General features: G+C 64.5%; 16 protein-coding genes and 1 pseudogene. 1 reads left to right on the top strand and 16 read right to left on the bottom strand.

All coding sequences use genetic code 11. The features are described from left to right. Window positions 1–16: 16 nt before the first annotated feature. The 12 genes and pseudogenes from AC0L21_RS08385 to eno form a co-directional block, all read right to left on the bottom strand. The gene (locus AC0L21_RS08385; protein WP_473260065.1) at window positions 17–1,360 is read right to left on the bottom strand and encodes a pyruvate dehydrogenase complex dihydrolipoamide acetyltransferase; all 1,344 of its coding nucleotides are present in this window, start codon (window positions 1,358–1,360) and stop codon (window positions 17–19) included. A gap of 60 nt (window positions 1,361–1,420) precedes the next feature. After that, window positions 1,421–1,873 (bottom strand): nucleoside deaminase, encoded by a 453-nt coding sequence (locus AC0L21_RS08380; RefSeq protein WP_007590624.1) that lies wholly within the window; start codon window positions 1,871–1,873, stop codon window positions 1,421–1,423. Window positions 1,874–1,875: 2 nt separating this feature from the next. Further along, on the bottom strand, window positions 1,876–2,178 hold the full coding sequence (locus tag AC0L21_RS08375; protein ID WP_007590623.1) for a DUF5076 domain-containing protein: 303 nt from the start codon (window positions 2,176–2,178) through the stop codon (window positions 1,876–1,878). Between the two features lie 3 nt (window positions 2,179–2,181). Further along, complete coding sequence (locus AC0L21_RS08370) at window positions 2,182–3,570, bottom strand: pyruvate dehydrogenase complex E1 component subunit beta (protein WP_473260062.1); 1,389 nt, start codon at window positions 3,568–3,570, stop codon at window positions 2,182–2,184. Window positions 3,571–3,599: 29 nt separating this feature from the next. Continuing rightward, a complete protein-coding gene (gene pdhA / locus AC0L21_RS08365; RefSeq protein WP_473260060.1) occupies window positions 3,600–4,622 on the bottom strand; it encodes a pyruvate dehydrogenase (acetyl-transferring) E1 component subunit alpha in 1,023 nt (340 codons plus the stop codon). 267 nt (window positions 4,623–4,889) lie between these two features. Next, window positions 4,890–6,406 (bottom strand): annotated as a pseudogene (gene adh / locus AC0L21_RS08360) (aldehyde dehydrogenase). A gap of 294 nt (window positions 6,407–6,700) precedes the next feature. After that, complete coding sequence (locus AC0L21_RS08355) at window positions 6,701–7,663, bottom strand: helix-turn-helix domain-containing protein (RefSeq protein ID WP_473260058.1); 963 nt, start codon at window positions 7,661–7,663, stop codon at window positions 6,701–6,703. Between the two features lie 155 nt (window positions 7,664–7,818). Further along, on the bottom strand, window positions 7,819–8,136 hold the full coding sequence (locus AC0L21_RS08350) for an FtsB family cell division protein (protein ID WP_473260056.1): 318 nt from the start codon (window positions 8,134–8,136) through the stop codon (window positions 7,819–7,821). 210 nt (window positions 8,137–8,346) lie between these two features. After that, the gene (locus AC0L21_RS08345; protein ID WP_473260054.1) at window positions 8,347–8,898 is read right to left on the bottom strand and encodes an NADPH-dependent FMN reductase; all 552 of its coding nucleotides are present in this window, start codon (window positions 8,896–8,898) and stop codon (window positions 8,347–8,349) included. Between the two features lie 175 nt (window positions 8,899–9,073). Then, the gene (locus AC0L21_RS08340; protein ID WP_473260052.1) at window positions 9,074–10,072 is read right to left on the bottom strand and encodes an MBL fold metallo-hydrolase; all 999 of its coding nucleotides are present in this window, start codon (window positions 10,070–10,072) and stop codon (window positions 9,074–9,076) included. Window positions 10,073–10,192: 120 nt separating this feature from the next. Beyond that, the gene (locus AC0L21_RS08335) at window positions 10,193–11,326 is read right to left on the bottom strand and encodes a zinc-binding dehydrogenase (protein WP_473260050.1); all 1,134 of its coding nucleotides are present in this window, start codon (window positions 11,324–11,326) and stop codon (window positions 10,193–10,195) included. 34 nt (window positions 11,327–11,360) lie between these two features. Further along, window positions 11,361–12,644, bottom strand: coding sequence for a phosphopyruvate hydratase (gene eno, locus AC0L21_RS08330; protein ID WP_473260048.1), 1,284 nt, complete (start codon window positions 12,642–12,644; stop codon window positions 11,361–11,363). 126 nt (window positions 12,645–12,770) lie between these two features. On the opposite strand from eno, the gene queF reads away from it, so the two are divergent. Next, on the top strand, window positions 12,771–13,247 hold the full coding sequence (gene queF, locus AC0L21_RS08325; protein WP_473260045.1) for a preQ(1) synthase: 477 nt from the start codon (window positions 12,771–12,773) through the stop codon (window positions 13,245–13,247). 34 nt (window positions 13,248–13,281) lie between these two features. On the opposite strand, the gene glsA is transcribed toward queF, so the two are convergent. The 4 genes from glsA to AC0L21_RS08305 form a co-directional block, all read right to left on the bottom strand. Beyond that, window positions 13,282–15,156: a glutaminase A gene (glsA, locus tag AC0L21_RS08320; protein ID WP_473260043.1), complete on the bottom strand. Its 1,875-nt coding sequence runs from the start codon at window positions 15,154–15,156 to the stop codon at window positions 13,282–13,284. A gap of 105 nt (window positions 15,157–15,261) precedes the next feature. Further along, the gene (locus AC0L21_RS08315; RefSeq protein WP_473260041.1) at window positions 15,262–16,467 is read right to left on the bottom strand and encodes an MFS transporter; all 1,206 of its coding nucleotides are present in this window, start codon (window positions 16,465–16,467) and stop codon (window positions 15,262–15,264) included. Beyond that, window positions 16,467–17,330 (bottom strand): 3-deoxy-8-phosphooctulonate synthase, encoded by an 864-nt coding sequence (gene kdsA / locus AC0L21_RS08310; RefSeq protein WP_473260039.1) that lies wholly within the window; start codon window positions 17,328–17,330, stop codon window positions 16,467–16,469. The genes AC0L21_RS08315 and kdsA overlap by 1 nt, the downstream gene beginning before the upstream one ends. Window positions 17,331–17,455: 125 nt before the next feature. Further along, a complete protein-coding gene (locus AC0L21_RS08305) occupies window positions 17,456–17,782 on the bottom strand; it encodes an NIPSNAP family protein (protein ID WP_473260036.1) in 327 nt (108 codons plus the stop codon). Window positions 17,783–17,836: the final 54 nt, after the last annotated feature.

Below are 17,836 nucleotides of genomic sequence, written 5' to 3'. Positions count from 1 at the left end.
CCCGCGCCTCCCCGAGCTACACCATCATCATGACGGGATTTTCGATCAACTGCTTGAAGGCACCGATCAGCTCGGCGCCGAGCGCGCCGTCGATGGCGCGGTGATCGCACGACAATGTCACGCTCATCATGTTCGCGATCTCGATCTTGCCGCCGCGGACCACAGGCCGCTCCTCGCTGGTGCCGACTGCGAGGATGGTGGCATGCGGCGGATTGATCACGGCGGTGAAGTGGCTGATGCCGAACATGCCGAGGTTGGAGACCGCCGTCGTGCCGCCCTGGTACTCTTCGGGCTTCAGCTTGCGCGAACGCGCGCGGGTCGCAAAATCCTTCATCTCGTTGGAGATGGTCGACAGGGTCTTGGTCTCCGCCTTCCGGATGATCGGCGTGATCAGGCCGCCGGGCATCGCCACCGCAACGCCGACGTCGGAATGGTGGTGCTTGACCATGCCGCTTTCGGTCCAGCTCACATTGCAATTCGGAATTTTCTGCAGCGCGACCGCCATCGCCTTGATGACGAAATCGTTGACCGAGATCTTGTAGAGCGGCTTCTTCTCCTTGTCCTTGGGAGCAGCCGCATTGATCTCCTCGCGCGCGGCGAGCAGCTTGCCGATGTCGCAGTCGATGGTGAGGTAGAAGTGCGGGACGTTCTGAATCGACGCGGTCAAACGTTGGGCAATGGTGCGGCGCATCCCATCATGCGGGACGACCTCGTAAGAGCCCGGTTCGAACAGCGACAGAATCTGCTTGTCCGACATGGTCGGCGCGCTCGAGGGCGCGCCCGACGGCGCCGCGGCGGGTGCCTTGAGACCCTTGCCGGACTTGGCCTGCTCGACGTCGCGTGCCACCACACGGCCATGTGGGCCGGTGCCGGTCACCATCGCAACATCGACGCCGGCTTCCTTAGCGAGCCGGCGCGCCAGTGGTGAGGAGAACACGCGGCCGGCATGGCCGTTGCTCTGCGCAGCCGGCGCTGCGGCCTGCGGTGCAGGTGCGGTGGCGGGCGCCGGCGCAGCCTTGGTGGCTGCCGGCGTGGGCGCCGGTGCGGCAGCTTCAGCAGCTTTCGGAGGTGCGGCCGAAGCGCTCGGCTTGGCGGCACCTGCCGCCTTCACGTCCTCCCCCTCGCCGGCCAGCACCGCGATCACGTCATTGACCGGGACGTCCTGCGTGCCCTCTGGCACGAGGATCCTGGCGATCGTGCCCTCGTCGATCGCCTCGACCTCCATGGTCGCCTTGTCGGTCTCGATCTCGGCGATGACGTCGCCGGATTTGACCTTGTCGCCTTCCTTCTTCAGCCACTTGGCGAGGTTGCCCTTCTCCATCGTCGGCGAAAGAGCGGGCATCAGGATGTTGATGGGCATGCTGACCTCAAGAAGAACTTTGCAAAAATCCGTCTCCGGACCGAAGACAGACAGACCAGGTTAGTTGCCGATGTCGCCCTGCCACAGGCGCTCATTGGCAGGGATGGAACGCCAGTTCTTCATCATGGTGATGGAGCGGTCGTCCGCAAGATCGATCCAGGGGATGCCGAACTTGTCGAGGATGTCCTTGGAGCCCTCGAAAGTGACGGACTCTCCGATCACCACGAGCTTGACCTTGAACAGCGCGAGCGCACCGGCACACATCGCGCATGGCGACAGCGTGGTGTACATGACGGTATCGTGGAACGAAATCGCACCCGCCTCGCGCAGGCAACTCATCTCGCCGTGCAGGATCGGGTTGTTCTCCTGCACGCGGTTGTTGTGGCCGCGGGCGATCACCTTGTTGTCGCGGGTCAGCACGGCGCCGATCGGCAGACCGCCTTGCGCGATCGAGGCTTCCGCCTCGCGGATCGCCTCCAGCATAAAATCGAAATGATAGGATTCGATCGCCACGGTCAGTGCCCCTTCCCGCGCGGCGTCGTGGTGCCGGTGTCGGTGGGACGCTCGATCTCGGCCTGGAACATCTCGATGATCCGGTTCAGCGCGTCCTCCTCGGTGTATTCGCTCTCGCGCGCATAGGCGCGCGCGGCGTGACGCGCGAGATCGACGAGCAGCAGGCCCCACATGTCCGGCTCGTCGAAGGCCCGCTGGAATGCCATCGACAGCCCGCCGTCCAGCACGAACACGCGCAGGATCTCGACCGCATCATCGCGGACGAGGACGTCGGGTGGTAATGGCTGCTCCTTCGGACCCGCCATGGTCTACCTGTAGCAGACGGCTTTGGCCGCCTCGACAACTTCGGCAGCCGAAGGCAGCGCGAGCTTTTCCAGGTTCGCGGCATAGGGCATCGGCACGTCCTTGCCGGAGACGCGGGTTACAGGCGCATCCAGATAGTCGAAGGCATGCTCCATGATCCGCGCGGCGATCTCGGCGCCGACGCCGCTCTGGGCCCAGCCCTCTTCCACTGTGACGGCGCGGCCGGTCTTCTTGACCGAGTTGATGATGGTCTCGGTGTCCATCGGGCGCAGCGTGCGCAGATCGATCACTTCGGCCTCGATGCCGTCCTTGGCGAGTTCGTCGGCGGCCTTCAGCGCGTAGCTCATGCCGTTCGACCATGAGATGATCGTGACATGGCTGCCCGAGCGCACGATGCGCGCCTTGCCGATCGGAATCACGAAATCGTCGAGCTTCGGCACCTCGCCGGTGTGACCGTAGAGCATCTCGTTCTCAAGGAAGATCACCGGATTGGGATCGCGGATCGCAGCCTTGAGCAGGCCCTTGTAATCAGCGGCCGAGAACGGCGCGACGACCTTGAGGCCCGGAACGTTCGAATACCAGGACGAATAATCCTGGCTGTGCTGGGCGGCCACGCGGGAAGCGGCGCCGTTGGGCCCGCGGAACACGATCGAGCAGCCCATCTGGCCGCCGGACATGTAGAGCGTCTTGGCCGCGGAGTTGATGATCTGGTCGATTGCCTGCATGGCGAAGTTGAAGGTCATGAACTCGACGATCGGCTTCAACCCGCTCATCGCGGCGCCGACGCCGATGCCGGCAAAGCCGTGCTCGGTGATCGGCGTGTCGATGACGCGCTTGGCGCCGAATTCCTGAAGCAGGCCTTGCGTCACCTTGTAGGCGCCTTGGTATTCGGCGACTTCTTCGCCCATCACGAAGACGTCGGCGTCGCGGCGCATCTCTTCGGCCATGGCATCGCGGAGGGCTTCGCGGATGGTCTGCGTCACCATCTCGGTGCCGGCGGGCACTTCCGGATCGGGCTCTGCGACGACCTGCGGCGCCGGCGCAGCCTTGGGAGCTGGAGCCTCGGCCTTCGCGGCGGCGGGGGCGGCGGACTCAGCAGCCTTCTGCTGCTGGGCAGGCGCGGGCGCCTTGGCGAGATCGGCGGCACTCTCGCCATCGGCCAGAATCGTCGCGATCGGCGTGTTCACGGCCACGTCGGCGGTGCCCTCGGGGATCAGGATCTTGCCGAGCGTACCTTCATCGGTCGCCTCGACTTCCATGGTCGCCTTGTCGGTCTCGATCTCGGCGATGACGTCGCCGGACTTGATCGTCTCACCCTCTTTTTTCAGCCATTTGGAGAGGTTGCCCTTCTCCATCGTGGGCGACAACGCGGGCATCAGCACTTGAATTGGCATATCGACTCCAAAAGAAAGCTTGCGCGCGTTCAGCGGTAAATATCGGTCCAGAGCTCGGCGGCATCCGGCTCGGGATCATGCTGGGCGAAATCGGCAGACGCGTTGACGATGTCGCGCACCTCGGCGTCGATCGCCTTCAGATCCTGCTCGCTGACCTTGGCGGCCAACAGGCGGTTGCGTACCTGCTCGATCGGATCCTGGTCGTGGCGGACTTTTTCGACCTCCTCGCGCGTTCTGTACTTGGCGGGGTCGGACATCGAGTGGCCGCGATAACGGTAGGTCTGCATCTCCAGGATGAAGGGACCCTTGCCGGCCCGGCACCACGCCGCCGCCTCGTCGCCGGCGGCCTTGACGGCGCGGACGTCCATGCCGTCGACCTGCTTGCCGGGAATGTTGAAGGAGGCGCCGCGCTTGGAGAAATCCTGCTGCGCCGAGGCGCGCGAGACCGAAGTGCCCATGGCGTAGCGGTTGTTCTCGATGACGTAGATCACCGGCAGCTTCCAGAGCTCCGCCATGTTGAAGCTCTCATAGACCTGGCCCTGGTTGGCCGCGCCGTCGCCGAAATAGGTGACGCTGACATTGTCGTTGTCGCGATAATGATTGGCGAAAGCGAGCCCGGTGCCGAGCGAGACCTGCGCACCGACGATACCGTGGCCGCCATAAAAGTGCTTCTCCTTGCTGAACATGTGCATGGAGCCGCCCTTGCCCTTGGAATAGCCGCCGCGACGGCCGGTGAGCTCGGCCATGACGCCGTTGGCCTCCATGCCGGTGGCGAGCATATGGCCGTGATCGCGATAACCGGTGATGACCTGATCGCCCGGCTTCAGGGCCATCTGCATCCCGACTACCACGGCCTCCTGGCCGATATAAAGGTGGCAGAAGCCGCCGATCGCACCCATGCCGTAGAGCTGGCCGGCCTTTTCCTCGAACCGCCGGATCAGGAGCATGTCGCGGAGCGCCTTGAGCTCCTGCTCTCTGGTGAATTCCGGGGGCGAACCGCCGTCGGTCTTGTCCTGTGCAGTGCTTGCGGCGGCTTTCTTGGGTGCGGCCATGGGAATTCCGGGTCAGAGAAAACTTCAGCCCTCTCTAACCCAAGTCAAACGCCCTTGGAAAGCACCGCGGCGGCATGGCACGACTTTCATTATGCCGCACTGCAACGTGATCGTAATATTGCAAAATCTTTGACGCGGATCGGGCAACAAATCGACACGGTCGCCGCACCCGCAGATTCGTGCCCGCGTCAAGCAACGTTGAGCCAACGCGATCCCGACATTTGGAACGGGCGGCGCAGAACAGCGCCGCCCTCTCCGCCCGACCGATCAGAAGAAGCCGAGCTTCTTGGGGCTGTAGCTGACCAGCAGATTCTTGGTCTGCTGGTAGTGATCGAGCATCATTTTGTGGGTCTCGCGCCCGACGCCCGACTGCTTGTAGCCGCCGAAGGCCGCATGCGCGGGATAGGCATGGTAGCAGTTGGTCCAGACCCGGCCGGCCTGGATCGCCCGGCCGAAGCGATAGCAGCGGTTGGCGTCGCGGCTCCAGACGCCTGCCCCCAGGCCATAGAGCGTGTCGTTGGCGATCTCGAGCGCCTCTTCGTCGCTCTTGAAGGTCGCGACCGAAACCACCGGGCCGAAGATCTCCTCCTGGAAGACGCGCATCTTGTTGTGGCCCTCGAACACGGTCGGCTGGACGTAGAAGCCGCCGGCGAGATCGCCGCCGAGCTCGGCGCGTCCGCCGCCGGCCAGGACCTTTGCGCCCTCCTGTTTGCCGATGTCGATATAGGAGAGGATTTTTGCGAGCTGCTCGCCCGACGCCTGCGCACCAATCATGGTGTCGGCCGCACGCGGATCACCCTGCTTGATCGCGGCGACGCGCTTCAGCGCCCGCTCCATGAAGCGGTCATAGATGTCGGCATGGACCAGCGCCCGGCTCGGACAGGTGCAGACCTCGCCCTGGTTCAGCGCGAACATGACGAACCTTCGATCGCCTTGTCGAAGAAGTCGTCGTCTTCGGCGGTGACGTCGCTGAAGAAGATGTTCGGCGACTTGCCGCCGAGCTCGAGCGTGATGGGAATGAGGTTCTGGCTGGCATATTGCATGATCAGCCGGCCCGTCGTGGTCTCGCCGGTGAAGGCGATCTTGGCGATGCGCGGGCTGGACGCGAGCGGCTTGCCGGCTTCCAGGCCAAAGCCGTTGACAATGTTGAGGACACCGGGCGGCAGAATGTCACCGATGATCTCGGCCCAGACCATGATCGAGGCCGGGGTCTGCTCGGCCGGCTTGAGCACGACGCAATTGCCGGCGGCGAGCGCGGGCGCGAGCTTCCAGCAGGCCATCAGCAGCGGGAAGTTCCAGGGGATGATCTGACCGACCACGCCGAGCGGTTCGTGAAAATGATAGGCAACGGTGTCGTGATCGATCTCGCCGATCGAGCCTTCCTGGGCGCGGATGGCGCCGGCGAAATAGCGGAAATGATCGATGGCGAGCGGGATGTCCGCTGCGCGGGTCTCGCGGATCGGCTTGCCGTTGTCCCAGGTCTCGGCGATGGCGAGACGCTCGAGATTGTCTTCCATACGGTCGGCGATCCGGTTCAGCATCGCTGCGCGCTCGGCGACGCTGGTGCGGCCCCAGGCGGCCTTCGCGGCATGCGCAGCGTCGAGCGCTGCCTCGACATCCTGCGCGTCGGAGCGCGCGATCTTGCAGACGATCTGGCCGGTCACCGGCGAGGCGTTGTCGAAATACTTGCCGGAGATCGGCGCGACGAACTTGCCGCCGATGAAATTGTCGTAGCGTTCGGCGAAGGGAATTTTGCTGACGCTGAGGAATTCTACCTTGTTCATTGATCACTCCCGATGTTTGCTGTTTGCGCAATTCGTCGCGTGGTCGCGACTTGCGCCGACGATGTCGCGGGAGGGATCTTCTGTCAGCCCTGATAGGAGCGATGACGGAGCCGACCTGTCGCAGTTCTGCGACAGGTGACGAGGCTGCACGTCGTGCCGCCGCACATACTGACCTCATCCCGAGGAGCGCGCTCTTGCGCGCGTCTCGAAGGACGGCTGGGGATGACGTCAGGGCCTCTTGTGATTCCAGACGACCGCTTCGCGGTCTCCTCACCATGAAGATCTACCAGCAGCTCAATGCGCGTTCAGCTCGAACCGCTTGAGCTTCCTGTGCAGCGTTGCGCGGCTGACGCCGAGGGCCTTGGCGGCAGCCGAGACATTGCCGCCGGCGCGCAGGAGAGCCCGCTGCAACACGGCGCGCTGGCCGCCAGCGAGGTGGTCGTGCACAACATCGCCGCCGAGGAGATCGGCCGCAGGCGCTGGTCGCAACGCCCGGCCCGGCGCGAGCCCCAGTCCCGCCCGGGCAGTCCTGGTCGCGCCAATCACGAGATCGTCCGCATCGACCGCGACGAGGCCGCCGCATTGGCCGTCCGCCGCTTGCGTCAACACGATGCGGGCATGGGCGAAGGCCCTGCGAAACAGATCGGCCTCGATACGTCTGGCCGCCTCACCGGCCGCGAGCGCGATCAGATTGGAAAACACGTCGGTACGATCGGCGCGGCAGGAGGAGACGTCGAGCACGCCGGCGAACGCAGCCTCATGGTCGTAGATCGGAACGGCGGTGCAGCTCAGAAGCGTGTTGCGGGTGAAGAAATGCTGGTCGCGGTCGATCGTCAGCGGACGCTGCTCGACGAGGCAGGTACCGATGCCGTTGGTGCCCTCATGCTCCTCGCTCCAGAGCGCGCCGGTCCAGAGGCCCCAGGACTGAAATGTCGCATCGTCGGCCGGGGTGCCGCGACGATCGACCGGCACGCCCTCCCCGTCGGCGAGCAGCACGCAGCAGCCGCTGGCGCCGACCGCCTGGTAGAGCCGGTCCATCGCACCTCGCGCCGCGGCGAGCAGCGGCGCGACGCGCTCGCGCGCGCGGTGCAGTTCGGCTTCGCTCAGCCGGTTCGGCGAGCCACGGCCGGCGGGATCGAGACGATGCAATCTGGACGAACGGCGCCACGAGGCCACGAGCGACGAGCGTGCCGCCTGGCCTGACGCAATGGCGGCCTCGACACGGGCCGCGTGATGCCGGGGGCATTGCCCATTCATCACTGTGTTTCCTCCGGGTGGCAATCTAGAGCGTGCCGGCACGGCCTGGTTGATCTGCGTCAACCCAGGCCATGGTGATAGAAGCCATGAGCCGGTTGCCGCGATCCCGTCAAGGCGGCAATCCGGTTCCAGTCCTTCAACTTTAGGAAGAGTTGTCAGTTCGCCGGGATCGTCCGGACCAGATCGCGCGGATTGACGTAGTCGAGTTGGAAGCGCGCCCGCTCGTCCAGCATGTCGGGGTCGATCTTCGCGGAGCGCAGCAGCGAAACGCGCTGCTCGCTCCTGGCGCGCTCCCGCTTGAGCTGGGCCAGCTCGCTGGTCAGCGCCACGATCTCCTGGTCGAGCTCCTGACGGGCGTTGAGGCCGTATTTGCCGGTATAGGCGTTGACACCGAAATAACCGACGATGGCGACCGCCATCGCATAGAGGGCAAGACCGGTCAGGATCGATTTGAGGCGCGCGCGGGAGACCATCTTGGGAAGATGGGACAGGTTGGTTAAGGGCGTGCTAATGGCCCCCGCGCGCATCGCGTTCCCATGCCTGACTCAGCCGTCATGCCGGGCCTTGTGCCGGGCATCCACGTTCTTCGTCAGTTCAGCAAGGACGTGGATGGCCGGGACACTTAGCGCGAAGACGCGCTTCGCGCCTTTGCCCGGCCATGACGAAGTCCTGGGAATCGCGCCTCAGCCGTGATGCTTCGCGACGTGCACCGCAAACGCGTCGATATAGGCCTGGATCACAGGCTTCAGGGACTCCTTGGTCAGGTTGCCCTCAGCATCGAAGGCGTCGCCCACTCCGTTCAAATAGGCCTCCGGCTGCTGCATGATCGGGCCGGAAATACCCGGCAGGATGTTCTGCAGCGTCTTGGCGGCGCTGACGCCGCCGAGCGGGCCCGGCGAGTTCGCGATGATGCCGACCGGCTTGCCATTAAACGAGCTCTTGCCATAGGGCCGCGAGGCGACGTCGATGGCGTTCTTCAGCACGCCCGGGATCGCGCGATTGTATTCCGGCGTGACGAAGATGACGCCGTCCGATTTCTGGATCTTTTCGCGGAAAGACAGCCAATCGGCCGGCGGCGCGCCCTCGAGGTCCTGGTTGAAGAACGAGATGCCGGCCGGCGTGATGACCTCGAGCTTGAGCGAGGCCGGCGCGAGCTTGGCGAGCGCATGGGCGATCTTCAGCGAAAAGCTGTCCTTGCGCAGGCTGCCGGCGATCGTGACGATATTGTAGGCCATGGAGTGTCCTCGAAATCTTCAGCGGGAGTGCCGGGTCGGCACTTAAGCGATCCCGAGTGATGGATGCAAGTGCATGGACCAGTCGGATTTGGAAACGCTGCGTTTCTGAACGGTTGCCCAAACAATCAGGCCGCCAAGTGACGGCCTGATCCTCGGCAAAAATCTGCAAATCGGCTCAGATCGTCGGATTCCACGCCGACGGGATCAGGCGATACTTGGCGCCGTCCTTCTCGACATGCCCGACCGAGGCGAAGGTGAAGTGGAAGCCGATCACGGTCGCCTTCTCGGCCGCCGCCATGTCGTAGAACTTGTGACGCGTCTCCTGCGCCAGCGCAGCATCGGTGTCGAACACCACATGCCAGTCCGGATTGCGCAGGAAGAACTCGGGGATGTTGGTGACGTCGGACTGGATCAGCACCTTGGCATCGCCCGAGGCAACCGCGAATGAGGTGTGCCCGGGGGTGTGGCCGGGCGTCGCGATCGACGTGATGCCCGGCGCGACCTCCTTGCCCCACTGGTACTTCGTGACCTTGGACTCGAGTCCGGCAAAGGTCTTCTTCACATTGGCGAAGTAGTTCTTCATCATCCCGTTCGACTCGGCCTTGGCGGCGTTGTCCTCGCTGGTCCAGAACTCCCAGTCCTTGCCGGGCACCATGATCTCCGCATTGGGGAAGGCAAGCGCGCCGTCGGCGAGACGAATGCCGTTGGTGTGGTCGGGATGCAGATGCGAGAGCAGCACGACGTCGATGCTCTTGGGGTCGACGCCGGCGGCCTGGAGATTCTGCAGCGTGCGACCGACCGCGCCCTTGCTGGGCTCGAGATTGGCGACACCGTTGCCGGTATCGATCAGCACGAGCTTGGAGCCGGTGTTGATGAGCTGCGGGTTGAACGGCACCGTGACCATGCCCTTCGGCATGTAGGCCGCCTCGCCCGCGGCCAACGCTTCCTCCTTCGGCGCGTTGACGACGAACTTGTCCGGCATCGGGAAAGTGCGCGCACCGTCATTGATCGAGGTGCACTCGTAGCTGCCGACCTTGTAGCGATAGAAGCCCGGCGCCTGCGTGCCGGCTTGCGGCACCGCGGCATTGGCGGCGGTCGATCCAAGCTTGGTCACGGCCGCCGCACCGAGGACGGCAGCACCTGCGAGCAAATGGCGGCGATTGAGATCGGTCATGGAGAAGTCCCCTTCTGAGCGCGCCTTGCGGTTTTTCCGCTTTCAATGGCGGCGGAATAATCTCCCGCTTCGCTCAGAAGGCAAGACCTTCTTTGGGTGACGAGCCGTCGCACGTGCCGATTATTTATTTGGGTTGATGAGGAATTTTTCGCCAGTGGCGCGTTTGGCATAGACCGCGATGTTGGCAGGATCGAGCGCCTCGGAAAGCGACACCACCTTGGTGTAGTGGCTGGCAAACGTGGTCTTCAGTTCGTCGACCACGCGCTGGCGCAGCCTGGCCCCGTCCGCCTGCCCGATCTTCATGAGGAACGGAAACAGCAGCCAGCCGCCGACGCCCCAGGCCATGCCGAAGCCGCGCGGCAGCTCGATCGGGCGAACATCGAGCGCGCCATAGACGTAGACCTGCTTGTGCACGTTGGAGCCGTAGCGGCTGTATTCCTTCGCAGTCTTGTTGATCGCGACTTCCATGCAGTTAAGGATGTCGCCGGCGAGCTTGCCGCCGCCGATGGCGTCGAAGGCGATGGTGGCGCCGGTCTCGACCAGCGCGTCGGTGAGATCGCCGAGGAAGCTCGGCGCGGTGGAATTGACGACATATTTGGCGCCGATCTTGTGCAGGATGTCGGCCTGCTCCTTGCTGCGCACGATGTTGACCAGCGGGATGCCATCCTTGATGCAGATCTTGTTCAGCATCTGGCCGAGATTGGATGCGGCCGCGGTGTGCACCAGCGCCTTGTGACCCTCGCGCCGCATGGTCTCGGTCATGCCGAGCGCGGTGAGCGGATTGACGAAGCAGGAGGCACCTTCGGCCGGCGTGGTGCCTTCCGGCAGCGGCAGGCACTCGCGCACTTTCAACGTGCGATACTGGGTGTACATCGCGCCGCCGATCATGGCGACGGTCTTGCCCATCAGCGCCTTCGCGGCATCCGAGGAGCCGGTCCCGATCACGACTCCCGCGCCCTCGTTACCGACCGGCATGGACTCGTCGAGCCGGCCTGCCATCGCCCGCATCGCGCCCTCCGGCACCTTCGCGGTGATGACGGGAGCGCCCTTGTCGCCGGAAGCCTTTGCCGTGCTCATGTCGGCCGCGCCGATCAGGAGCCCGAGGTCGGACGGATTGATCGGCGCCGCCTCGACGCGGACGACGACCTCGTCCGCGGCGGGTTCGGGGGTCGGCACGTCGAGAAGCGAGATCTCGAGCTCACCGCTCGTCTTGATCAGCGAACGCAGTTGCAGTCCGGTCTTGCCGTCGCTCATGTCGATCCTCCCCTGTTTTTGTCCGACCGCCGGCTTATGCCAGCGCCTTCAGTGCCGCCTTGCCGCCGTAGAGCGCCTGCTTGCCGAGCTGCTGCTCGATACGCAGGAGCTGGTTGTATTTGGCGGTGCGATCGGAGCGTGCAAGGGAGCCGGTCTTGATCTGTCCGCAATTGGTGGCGACCGCGAGGTCCGCGATGGTGGAATCCTCGGTCTCGCCGGAGCGGTGCGACATCACCGAGGTGTAGCCGGCCTTGTGCGCCATTTCGACGGCGGCGAGCGTCTCGGTCAGCGTGCCGATCTGGTTGACCTTGATCAGGATCGAATTGGCCCGTCCGGCCTTGATGCCTTCGGCGAGGCGCTTGACGTTGGTGACGAAGAGATCGTCACCGACGAGCTGGCACTTCTTGCCGACGAGGTCGGTCAACTCCTTCCAGCCGTCCATGTCGTCTTCCGACATGCCGTCCTCGATGGTCACGATCGGATAGCGCGAGACGAGGTCAGCAAGGTACTTGGCCTGCTCGGAGATCGAGCGGGTCTTGCCCTCGCCTTCGTAGACGTATTTGCCATCCTTGAAGAACTCGGTCGAGGCGCAGTCGAGGCCGATCACGATGTCGGAGCCCGCCTTGTAGCCGGCCTTGCCGATCGCGTTCATGACGAATTCGAGCGCGGCGTCCGCCGACGGCAGGTTCGGGGCGAAGCCGCCCTCGTCGCCAACATTGGTGTTGTGGCCTGCCTTCTTCAGCTCGGACTTCAGCGTGTGGAACACTTCCGCGCCATAGCGCAGACCCTCGGCGAAGGAGGATGCGCCGACGGGCAGGATCATGAACTCCTGGAAGTCGATCGGGTTGTCGGCATGCATGCCGCCATTGATGATGTTCATCATCGGCACCGGCAAGAGACGCGCCGAGGTGCCGCCGACGTAACGGTAGAGCGGCATGTCGAGCGAGTTCGCGGCCGCCTTGGCGCAGGCGAGCGACACGCCGAGGATGGCGTTGGCGCCCAGCCGGCTCTTGTTCGGCGTGCCGTCGAGGTCGATCATGATCTGGTCGATCTGGGCCTGCTGCTCGACATCGAGGCCGCTCAGGGCCTCGAAGATCTCGCCGTTGACGGCGCCGACCGCCTTGGTGACGCCCTTGCCGAGATAGCGGGCCTTGTCGCCGTCGCGCAATTCCACCGCCTCATGGGCGCCGGTGGAGGCGCCTGACGGCACCGCGGCACGACCGAGCGCACCATCTTCCAGCACGACGTCGACCTCGACGGTGGGATTACCGCGGCTATCGAGGATTTCGCGGCCGATGATGTCGATGATGGCGGTCATGAGAGCCTCTTTTCGGGGACCAAAGGGGGCAGTTGGCGGTGCTTCTACCGCAATGCGTCGAAGTGGAAAAGGCCGGGTGACGGCCGGGTCGCGATTGGCTAAGAGGGCCGCTACGGAGGCGGCCCGATGTCGAAAAAACCCAGCAAATCGAACAACTCCCCTGCTTTGCAGCTCGGCCGCGCCGTGGAATGGCCGGATACGCCCGAGAAGGCGAAACTGGACCGCGTGCCCAATCCGCAAGGAGGCACCGATTATCTGGTCCGTTTCACCGTGCCCGAGTTCACCTCGCTCTGTCCGGTGACGGGCCAGCCGGATTTCGCGCATCTGATGATCGACTACGCGCCCGGCCAATGGCTGCTGGAGTCGAAATCGCTCAAGCTCTACATCGCGAGCTTCCGCAATCACGGCGCCTTCCACGAGGACTGCACCGTGATGATCGGCAAGCGCATCGCCAGCGAGATCAAGCCGAAATGGCTCCGCATCGGCGGCTATTGGTATCCGCGCGGCGGCATTCCGATCGACGTGTTCTGGCAGACCGGCCGCGTGCCGAAGGGCCTGTGGGTGCCGGAGCAAGGCGTCGCGCCCTATCGCGGCCGCGGCTGAACGTCTCCAGTCTCCAGGAAGCAGTGCGTTGCGGCTAATAAGCGCTGAGCAGGTCGACCTTGGCGTTGGCCGCCACCAGCCGCCGCGCCAGGATCGCGGCGAGGTTGCGCATGATCTTCAGCGCGGTCTCGGGATGCAGCCGGCGGTAGTCGGCAAAACTGTCGAGCGGCAGTTCGAGGCAGGTCACGAGCGTATCGGCGAAGACATCGGCGCTGCGGCTTCTCTCGAGGATTGCCATCTCGCCGAACTCCATGCCGGGGCCGAGCGAGGCCAGCCGCACGCCGCTTCGCAATTTGACGCTGACCATGCCGCTCTGGAGGAAGAACAGGGAATTGGCGAGCGTGCCGGCCGCGACGATGCGCTGGCCGGCATAGTAGTGGCGCGTGGTCGAGAGCTTGACGATGGCGGCGATCTCGTCGGCGTCGAGCTCGGCCAGCAGCGCTTGATCGCCGAGATGCACGCTCTCCTTCATGTCGGTAAAGCCGCCGAAGCGATAGATCACCCGGTCCTCGGCCCATTCGATCGCATCGTCGAGCAGCGCAAAGCGCCGCAGCCTTCGCGGATCCGCCGTGCGCGCGGAAATCGCGGCCCATACCGCGGACGTCTCCTCGATGCCTGATAGAACCGTGGTGATGCCTGCATTGTTGAGCGCCGTCAGCGTCTCACCCAGAAGCTCTGCGCCGGCTGCGGTGATGTCGGGGACGCGGCGGAAATCGATTATCAGGAGCGGCGCGTTCGGCGGCTCACTGGTGAGTCTTCGTGTGACGTAGTCAATGGTGCCGAAATTCAGCGCGCCGACGAGCTCGAGGATGCGGATATCGCTGTGGCGATCGTCGAGAATCTGCTGCTCGTGCGGCTGGCGGCTGCGACGCGACGAGATGCCGTAGATATCATAGTCGGCCATGACGCTGCTGCGTACGTCGGCGTTGCGGTTGAGCATGTGCAGGTCGAACCGCGCCGACAGCGCCTCGCAGACCTTGAGGCCGCGCACGCTGTTGAAATGATTGTCCAGCAGCGGCGAAAAGGTGCCGAGCCCAAGTTGCGAAGGTAGCGCCGCGACGATACCGCCGCCGACGCCGCTCTTGGCGGGGATGCCGACGCGGTAGGTCCACTCGCCGGCATAGTCGTACATGCCCGAGCTCGTCATCACCGACAACGTGCGCGCGACGATGTGCGGTGTGATCACCTGCACCCCCGTCACCGGATTGATGCCGCGGTTGGCGAGCGTGGCCGCCATCACCGCCAGATCGCGCGCAGTGACCAGGATCGCGCATTGGCGGAAATAGACGTCGAGGACCGCATCGACGTCGTCGGGCAGCACCGCGTAATTCCGCAGCAGCCAGGCAATGGCCCGGTTGCGGTTGCCGGTCGCGGTCTCGGAGACATGCACGGCCTCGTCGACGCCGAGCTCGCGGCCGGCGAACTGGCCGAGCTTCGAGCGGACGCGCTCGAAAGCGCCCTTCCCGTCCACCTCGTAGATCAGGCCCGAACAGGCGATGGCGCCGGCATTGACCATCGGGTTGAAAGGACGGTTGTCATTGGTAAGCCGGATCGAATTGAAAGCTTCGCCGCTCGGCTCGACGCCGATGGTGGCCGCGACGCGATCTTCGCCGACCATCTCCAGCGCCAGTGCGAACACGAAGGCCTTCGAGACCGATTGGATCGTGAACGGCACCGCGCTGTCGCCGACCTCGTAGACATGGCCGTCGATGGTGACGAGCGCGATGCCGGAATGGTCGGGGTTGGCGCGCTTCAGCTCGGGGATGTAGTCGGCAAGTTCGCCCGAATTGTCGGCCCGGAATTCTTCGTAACAAGAGGTCAGGAAGCGCCGGAGCGGGGGCTTGGTGGGATATCCCGTCGATCGGGGCACGCTGGCTGCACTGGGCGAACGGCTGGTCTGGGCGTCCACGATCTCACACCTCGCTTTGCCTAAAATCAAAGCAATTCGTGTGCCATGTATACGGGACCGGCGGTGTCGTGGTGGGGCCGATCCCAGTTGAGGGACCGAATAGCCTCAGCGCGCGTCGGACGGCGCGCGCTGCTTCAACAGGCGCGCGCAGACAAGGCCCAGCGCCACCATGATCGCGGCGCTCGTGAACAGGGTCGGCATCTTGCCGCCATGCTGCAGGCCAAGGCCATAGGCGAGCGGCCCGAGCGTCTGCCCCATGAAGAAGAAGAACGAATGCAGCGACAGCGCGGTGGCGCGTGCTTCGACCGAGAGTTCGCTGGCAAACATCTGAAGGCAGCCATGGGCGATGTAGAAGCCCCATCCCATCACGATGAGATTGAGTGCCTGCACTTCCCAGCGCGGGCCGAAGGCGACGACCACGAGCTGCGAGGCCACCAGCGTCATGCCCGCGATCATCATTCCCTTCATGCCCAGCCATGGCAGCAGGCGCGACACGGTCAGCGTGTAGAACAAGCCGCCGACCGCAAAGCCCGCGATAACGATGCCCGCGATCGAGAGCGAGGTCTGACCGAGCTCGAACAGGAACGAAGCGATGTAGGGAAACAGGCCGAGCACGCAGCAGCCTTCGATGAACACCGCCGAATAACAGACATAGGCGTTCGGGTTGGTGAAGATGGTGCGATAGCCGGCCTTCAGCGCCGACAGGCTCGTCTTCGGCGGATGCTTGACCTTGGCACCACGAAAACCGGCGGCGACCGCGACCGACGCAACGATCACGAGCCCCCCGAGCACCGCCAGCACGCCGCGCCAGCCGAGGAAATCGCCGATCAGGCCGGAAGCGGAGGCGCCGAGCAGATTGCCCGTCATCGCGCCGGCGAGCGTGCGGCTGATCGCGACCTGGCGTTTCTCCGGACCGACGAGGTCGCTGGTCAGGCTGAGCGCCACCGGAAACACGCCGCCGGAGCCGATGCCGGCGAGGATACGGGTCGCGAACAGAACCGAGAACGAGCTCGAGAGCGCCCCCAGGATGTTGGCAAGGCCGAGCAGCGCGAGGCAGCCGATCATCAGCCGCGTCTTGCCGAACAGATCGGCGGCGGCGCCGACGATCGGCTGGATGATCGAGAAGGTGAAGGCGAACACCGCGGCAAACCCGGCAGCTGTCGCGATGCTGACGCCAAAGTCCTCGGCGACGTGCGGCAGCACCGGATCAAGCGCGCGCGCGGAGAGTGCCGCGGCAAAGCTTGCACCGGAAATGACGTAGAGCGCGGCCGGCAGGCCATGATCGTGCGGCCGCGCTGCGCCTTGCTGCATCAGCGCGGGTCGGCTTTGGTCGAATCTTTGGCGAGCGCGTCGAACGCCATCAGTCTTCGGATCAGCGCCTCGAACTCGCGCAGCGGCACCATGTTGGGTCCGTCGGACGGCGCGCTGTCGGGGTCGGGATGGGTCTCGATGAAGACACCGGCAACACCGACAGCGACGGCTGCGCGTGCGAGCACCGGCACGAATTCGCGCTCACCTCCGGAAGAGGTCCCCTTTCCGCCCGGCTGCTGTACCGAATGAGTGGCGTCGAAGATCACGGGTGCGCCGGTGGTGCGCGCCAGGATCGGCAGTGCGCGCATGTCGGAGACCAGCGTGTTGTAGCCGAAGGACGCACCGCGTTCGGTCACGAGCACGTTGGGATTGTTCGCGCTCGTGATCTTGGACACGACGTTGCCCATGTCCCAGGGCGCAAGAAACTGGCCCTTCTTGACGTTGACGACCTTCCCGGTCGCAGCGGCTGCCAGCAGCAGATCGGTCTGGCGACACAGGAAGGCCGGGATCTGCAGGATGTCCACCGCCTGCGCCACCTCGGCGCACTGCGCGGCGTCATGCACGTCTGTCAGGACCGGCAGGCCGAGCGACGATCGGATTTCGGCGAAGATCGGCAGCGACTGGGCAAGCCCGAGGCCCCGCGCAGCCGACGCGCTGGTGCGATTGGCCTTGTCGAACGAGGTCTTGTAGACGAGGCCGATCTGCAGCCGCGCGGCGATCTCCTTCAGCGCGGAGGCCACTTCCAGCGCATGCTGGCGGCTTTCGAGCTGACACGGCCCGGCAATGATCGAGATCGGCAGATCATTGCCGAATTTGACCTTGCCAATGGTAACGACCGGCGCCGCTGACGTCGAAGAGCTCAAGGCAAATCCCTCGTTTCGGCGAGACCATAGCCGCGATGAAGGGCGGATCAACCCCATTCGGCCTGGGCTCTCAGAATATCAGGGTTGCGCCCAGGCCCTCAGCGATTGCCTCGCGCCGGCAGCCTCTACTTCACCGCCGAGAAGGCGGTCGGCGCCAGGATCTGGCTGACGATGTTGCCGACGATCTGGCCGTCCGCCTCGCTCTCGGCGCGCCCTTTCATCCAGTCCGGATCGGCCATGAAGGCGGCCCACTTCTTCTCGCGCTCGGCGAGCGACTCCCAAGCCAGGAAATAGGTCAGCTCCTGATTGGATTCACCGATCAGCGTAGTGAAAAACCCGGCCTGCTTGATGCCGTGCTTTTCCCACACCTTCAGCGTGACGGTCTCGAACCGCTTGAGCAGTGCCGGCAGGCGGCCGGGCACGCAGCGATAGATGCGCATTTCGTAAATCATATCGTTCCTCCCTGATCAGGTGCGGCGGTTATAACGGCTGGTCCCGACGGTGTC

The sequence above is a fragment of the Bradyrhizobium sp. WSM4873 genome (genome assembly GCF_055811355.1).
This window is presented reverse-complemented; position numbering and strand designations above follow the sequence as displayed.

Coding starts and splice junctions, on each gene's coding strand:
- AC0L21_RS08335 (WP_473260050.1), bottom strand. CDS start 11,326: ATGAGCGACGGCAAGACCGGACTGCAACTGCGTTCGCTGATCAAGACG.
- AC0L21_RS08385 (WP_473260065.1), bottom strand. CDS start 1,360: ATGCCCATCAACATCCTGATGCCCGCTCTTTCGCCGACGATGGAGAAG.
- AC0L21_RS08355 (WP_473260058.1), bottom strand. CDS start 7,663: ATGAATGGGCAATGCCCCCGGCATCACGCGGCCCGTGTCGAGGCCGCC.
- pdhA (WP_473260060.1), bottom strand. CDS start 4,622: ATGGCCGCACCCAAGAAAGCCGCCGCAAGCACTGCACAGGACAAGACC.
- AC0L21_RS08375 (WP_007590623.1), bottom strand. CDS start 2,178: ATGGCGGGTCCGAAGGAGCAGCCATTACCACCCGACGTCCTCGTCCGC.
- AC0L21_RS08370 (WP_473260062.1), bottom strand. CDS start 3,570: ATGCCAATTCAAGTGCTGATGCCCGCGTTGTCGCCCACGATGGAGAAG.
- AC0L21_RS08340 (WP_473260052.1), bottom strand. CDS start 10,072: ATGACCGATCTCAATCGCCGCCATTTGCTCGCAGGTGCTGCCGTCCTC.
- queF (WP_473260045.1), top strand. CDS start 12,771: ATGTCGAAAAAACCCAGCAAATCGAACAACTCCCCTGCTTTGCAGCTC.
- AC0L21_RS08350 (WP_473260056.1), bottom strand. CDS start 8,136: ATGGTCTCCCGCGCGCGCCTCAAATCGATCCTGACCGGTCTTGCCCTC.
- AC0L21_RS08315 (WP_473260041.1), bottom strand. CDS start 16,467: ATGCAGCAAGGCGCAGCGCGGCCGCACGATCATGGCCTGCCGGCCGCG.
- eno (WP_473260048.1), bottom strand. CDS start 12,644: ATGACCGCCATCATCGACATCATCGGCCGCGAAATCCTCGATAGCCGC.
- AC0L21_RS08345 (WP_473260054.1), bottom strand. CDS start 8,898: ATGGCCTACAATATCGTCACGATCGCCGGCAGCCTGCGCAAGGACAGC.
- AC0L21_RS08305 (WP_473260036.1), bottom strand. CDS start 17,782: ATGATTTACGAAATGCGCATCTATCGCTGCGTGCCCGGCCGCCTGCCG.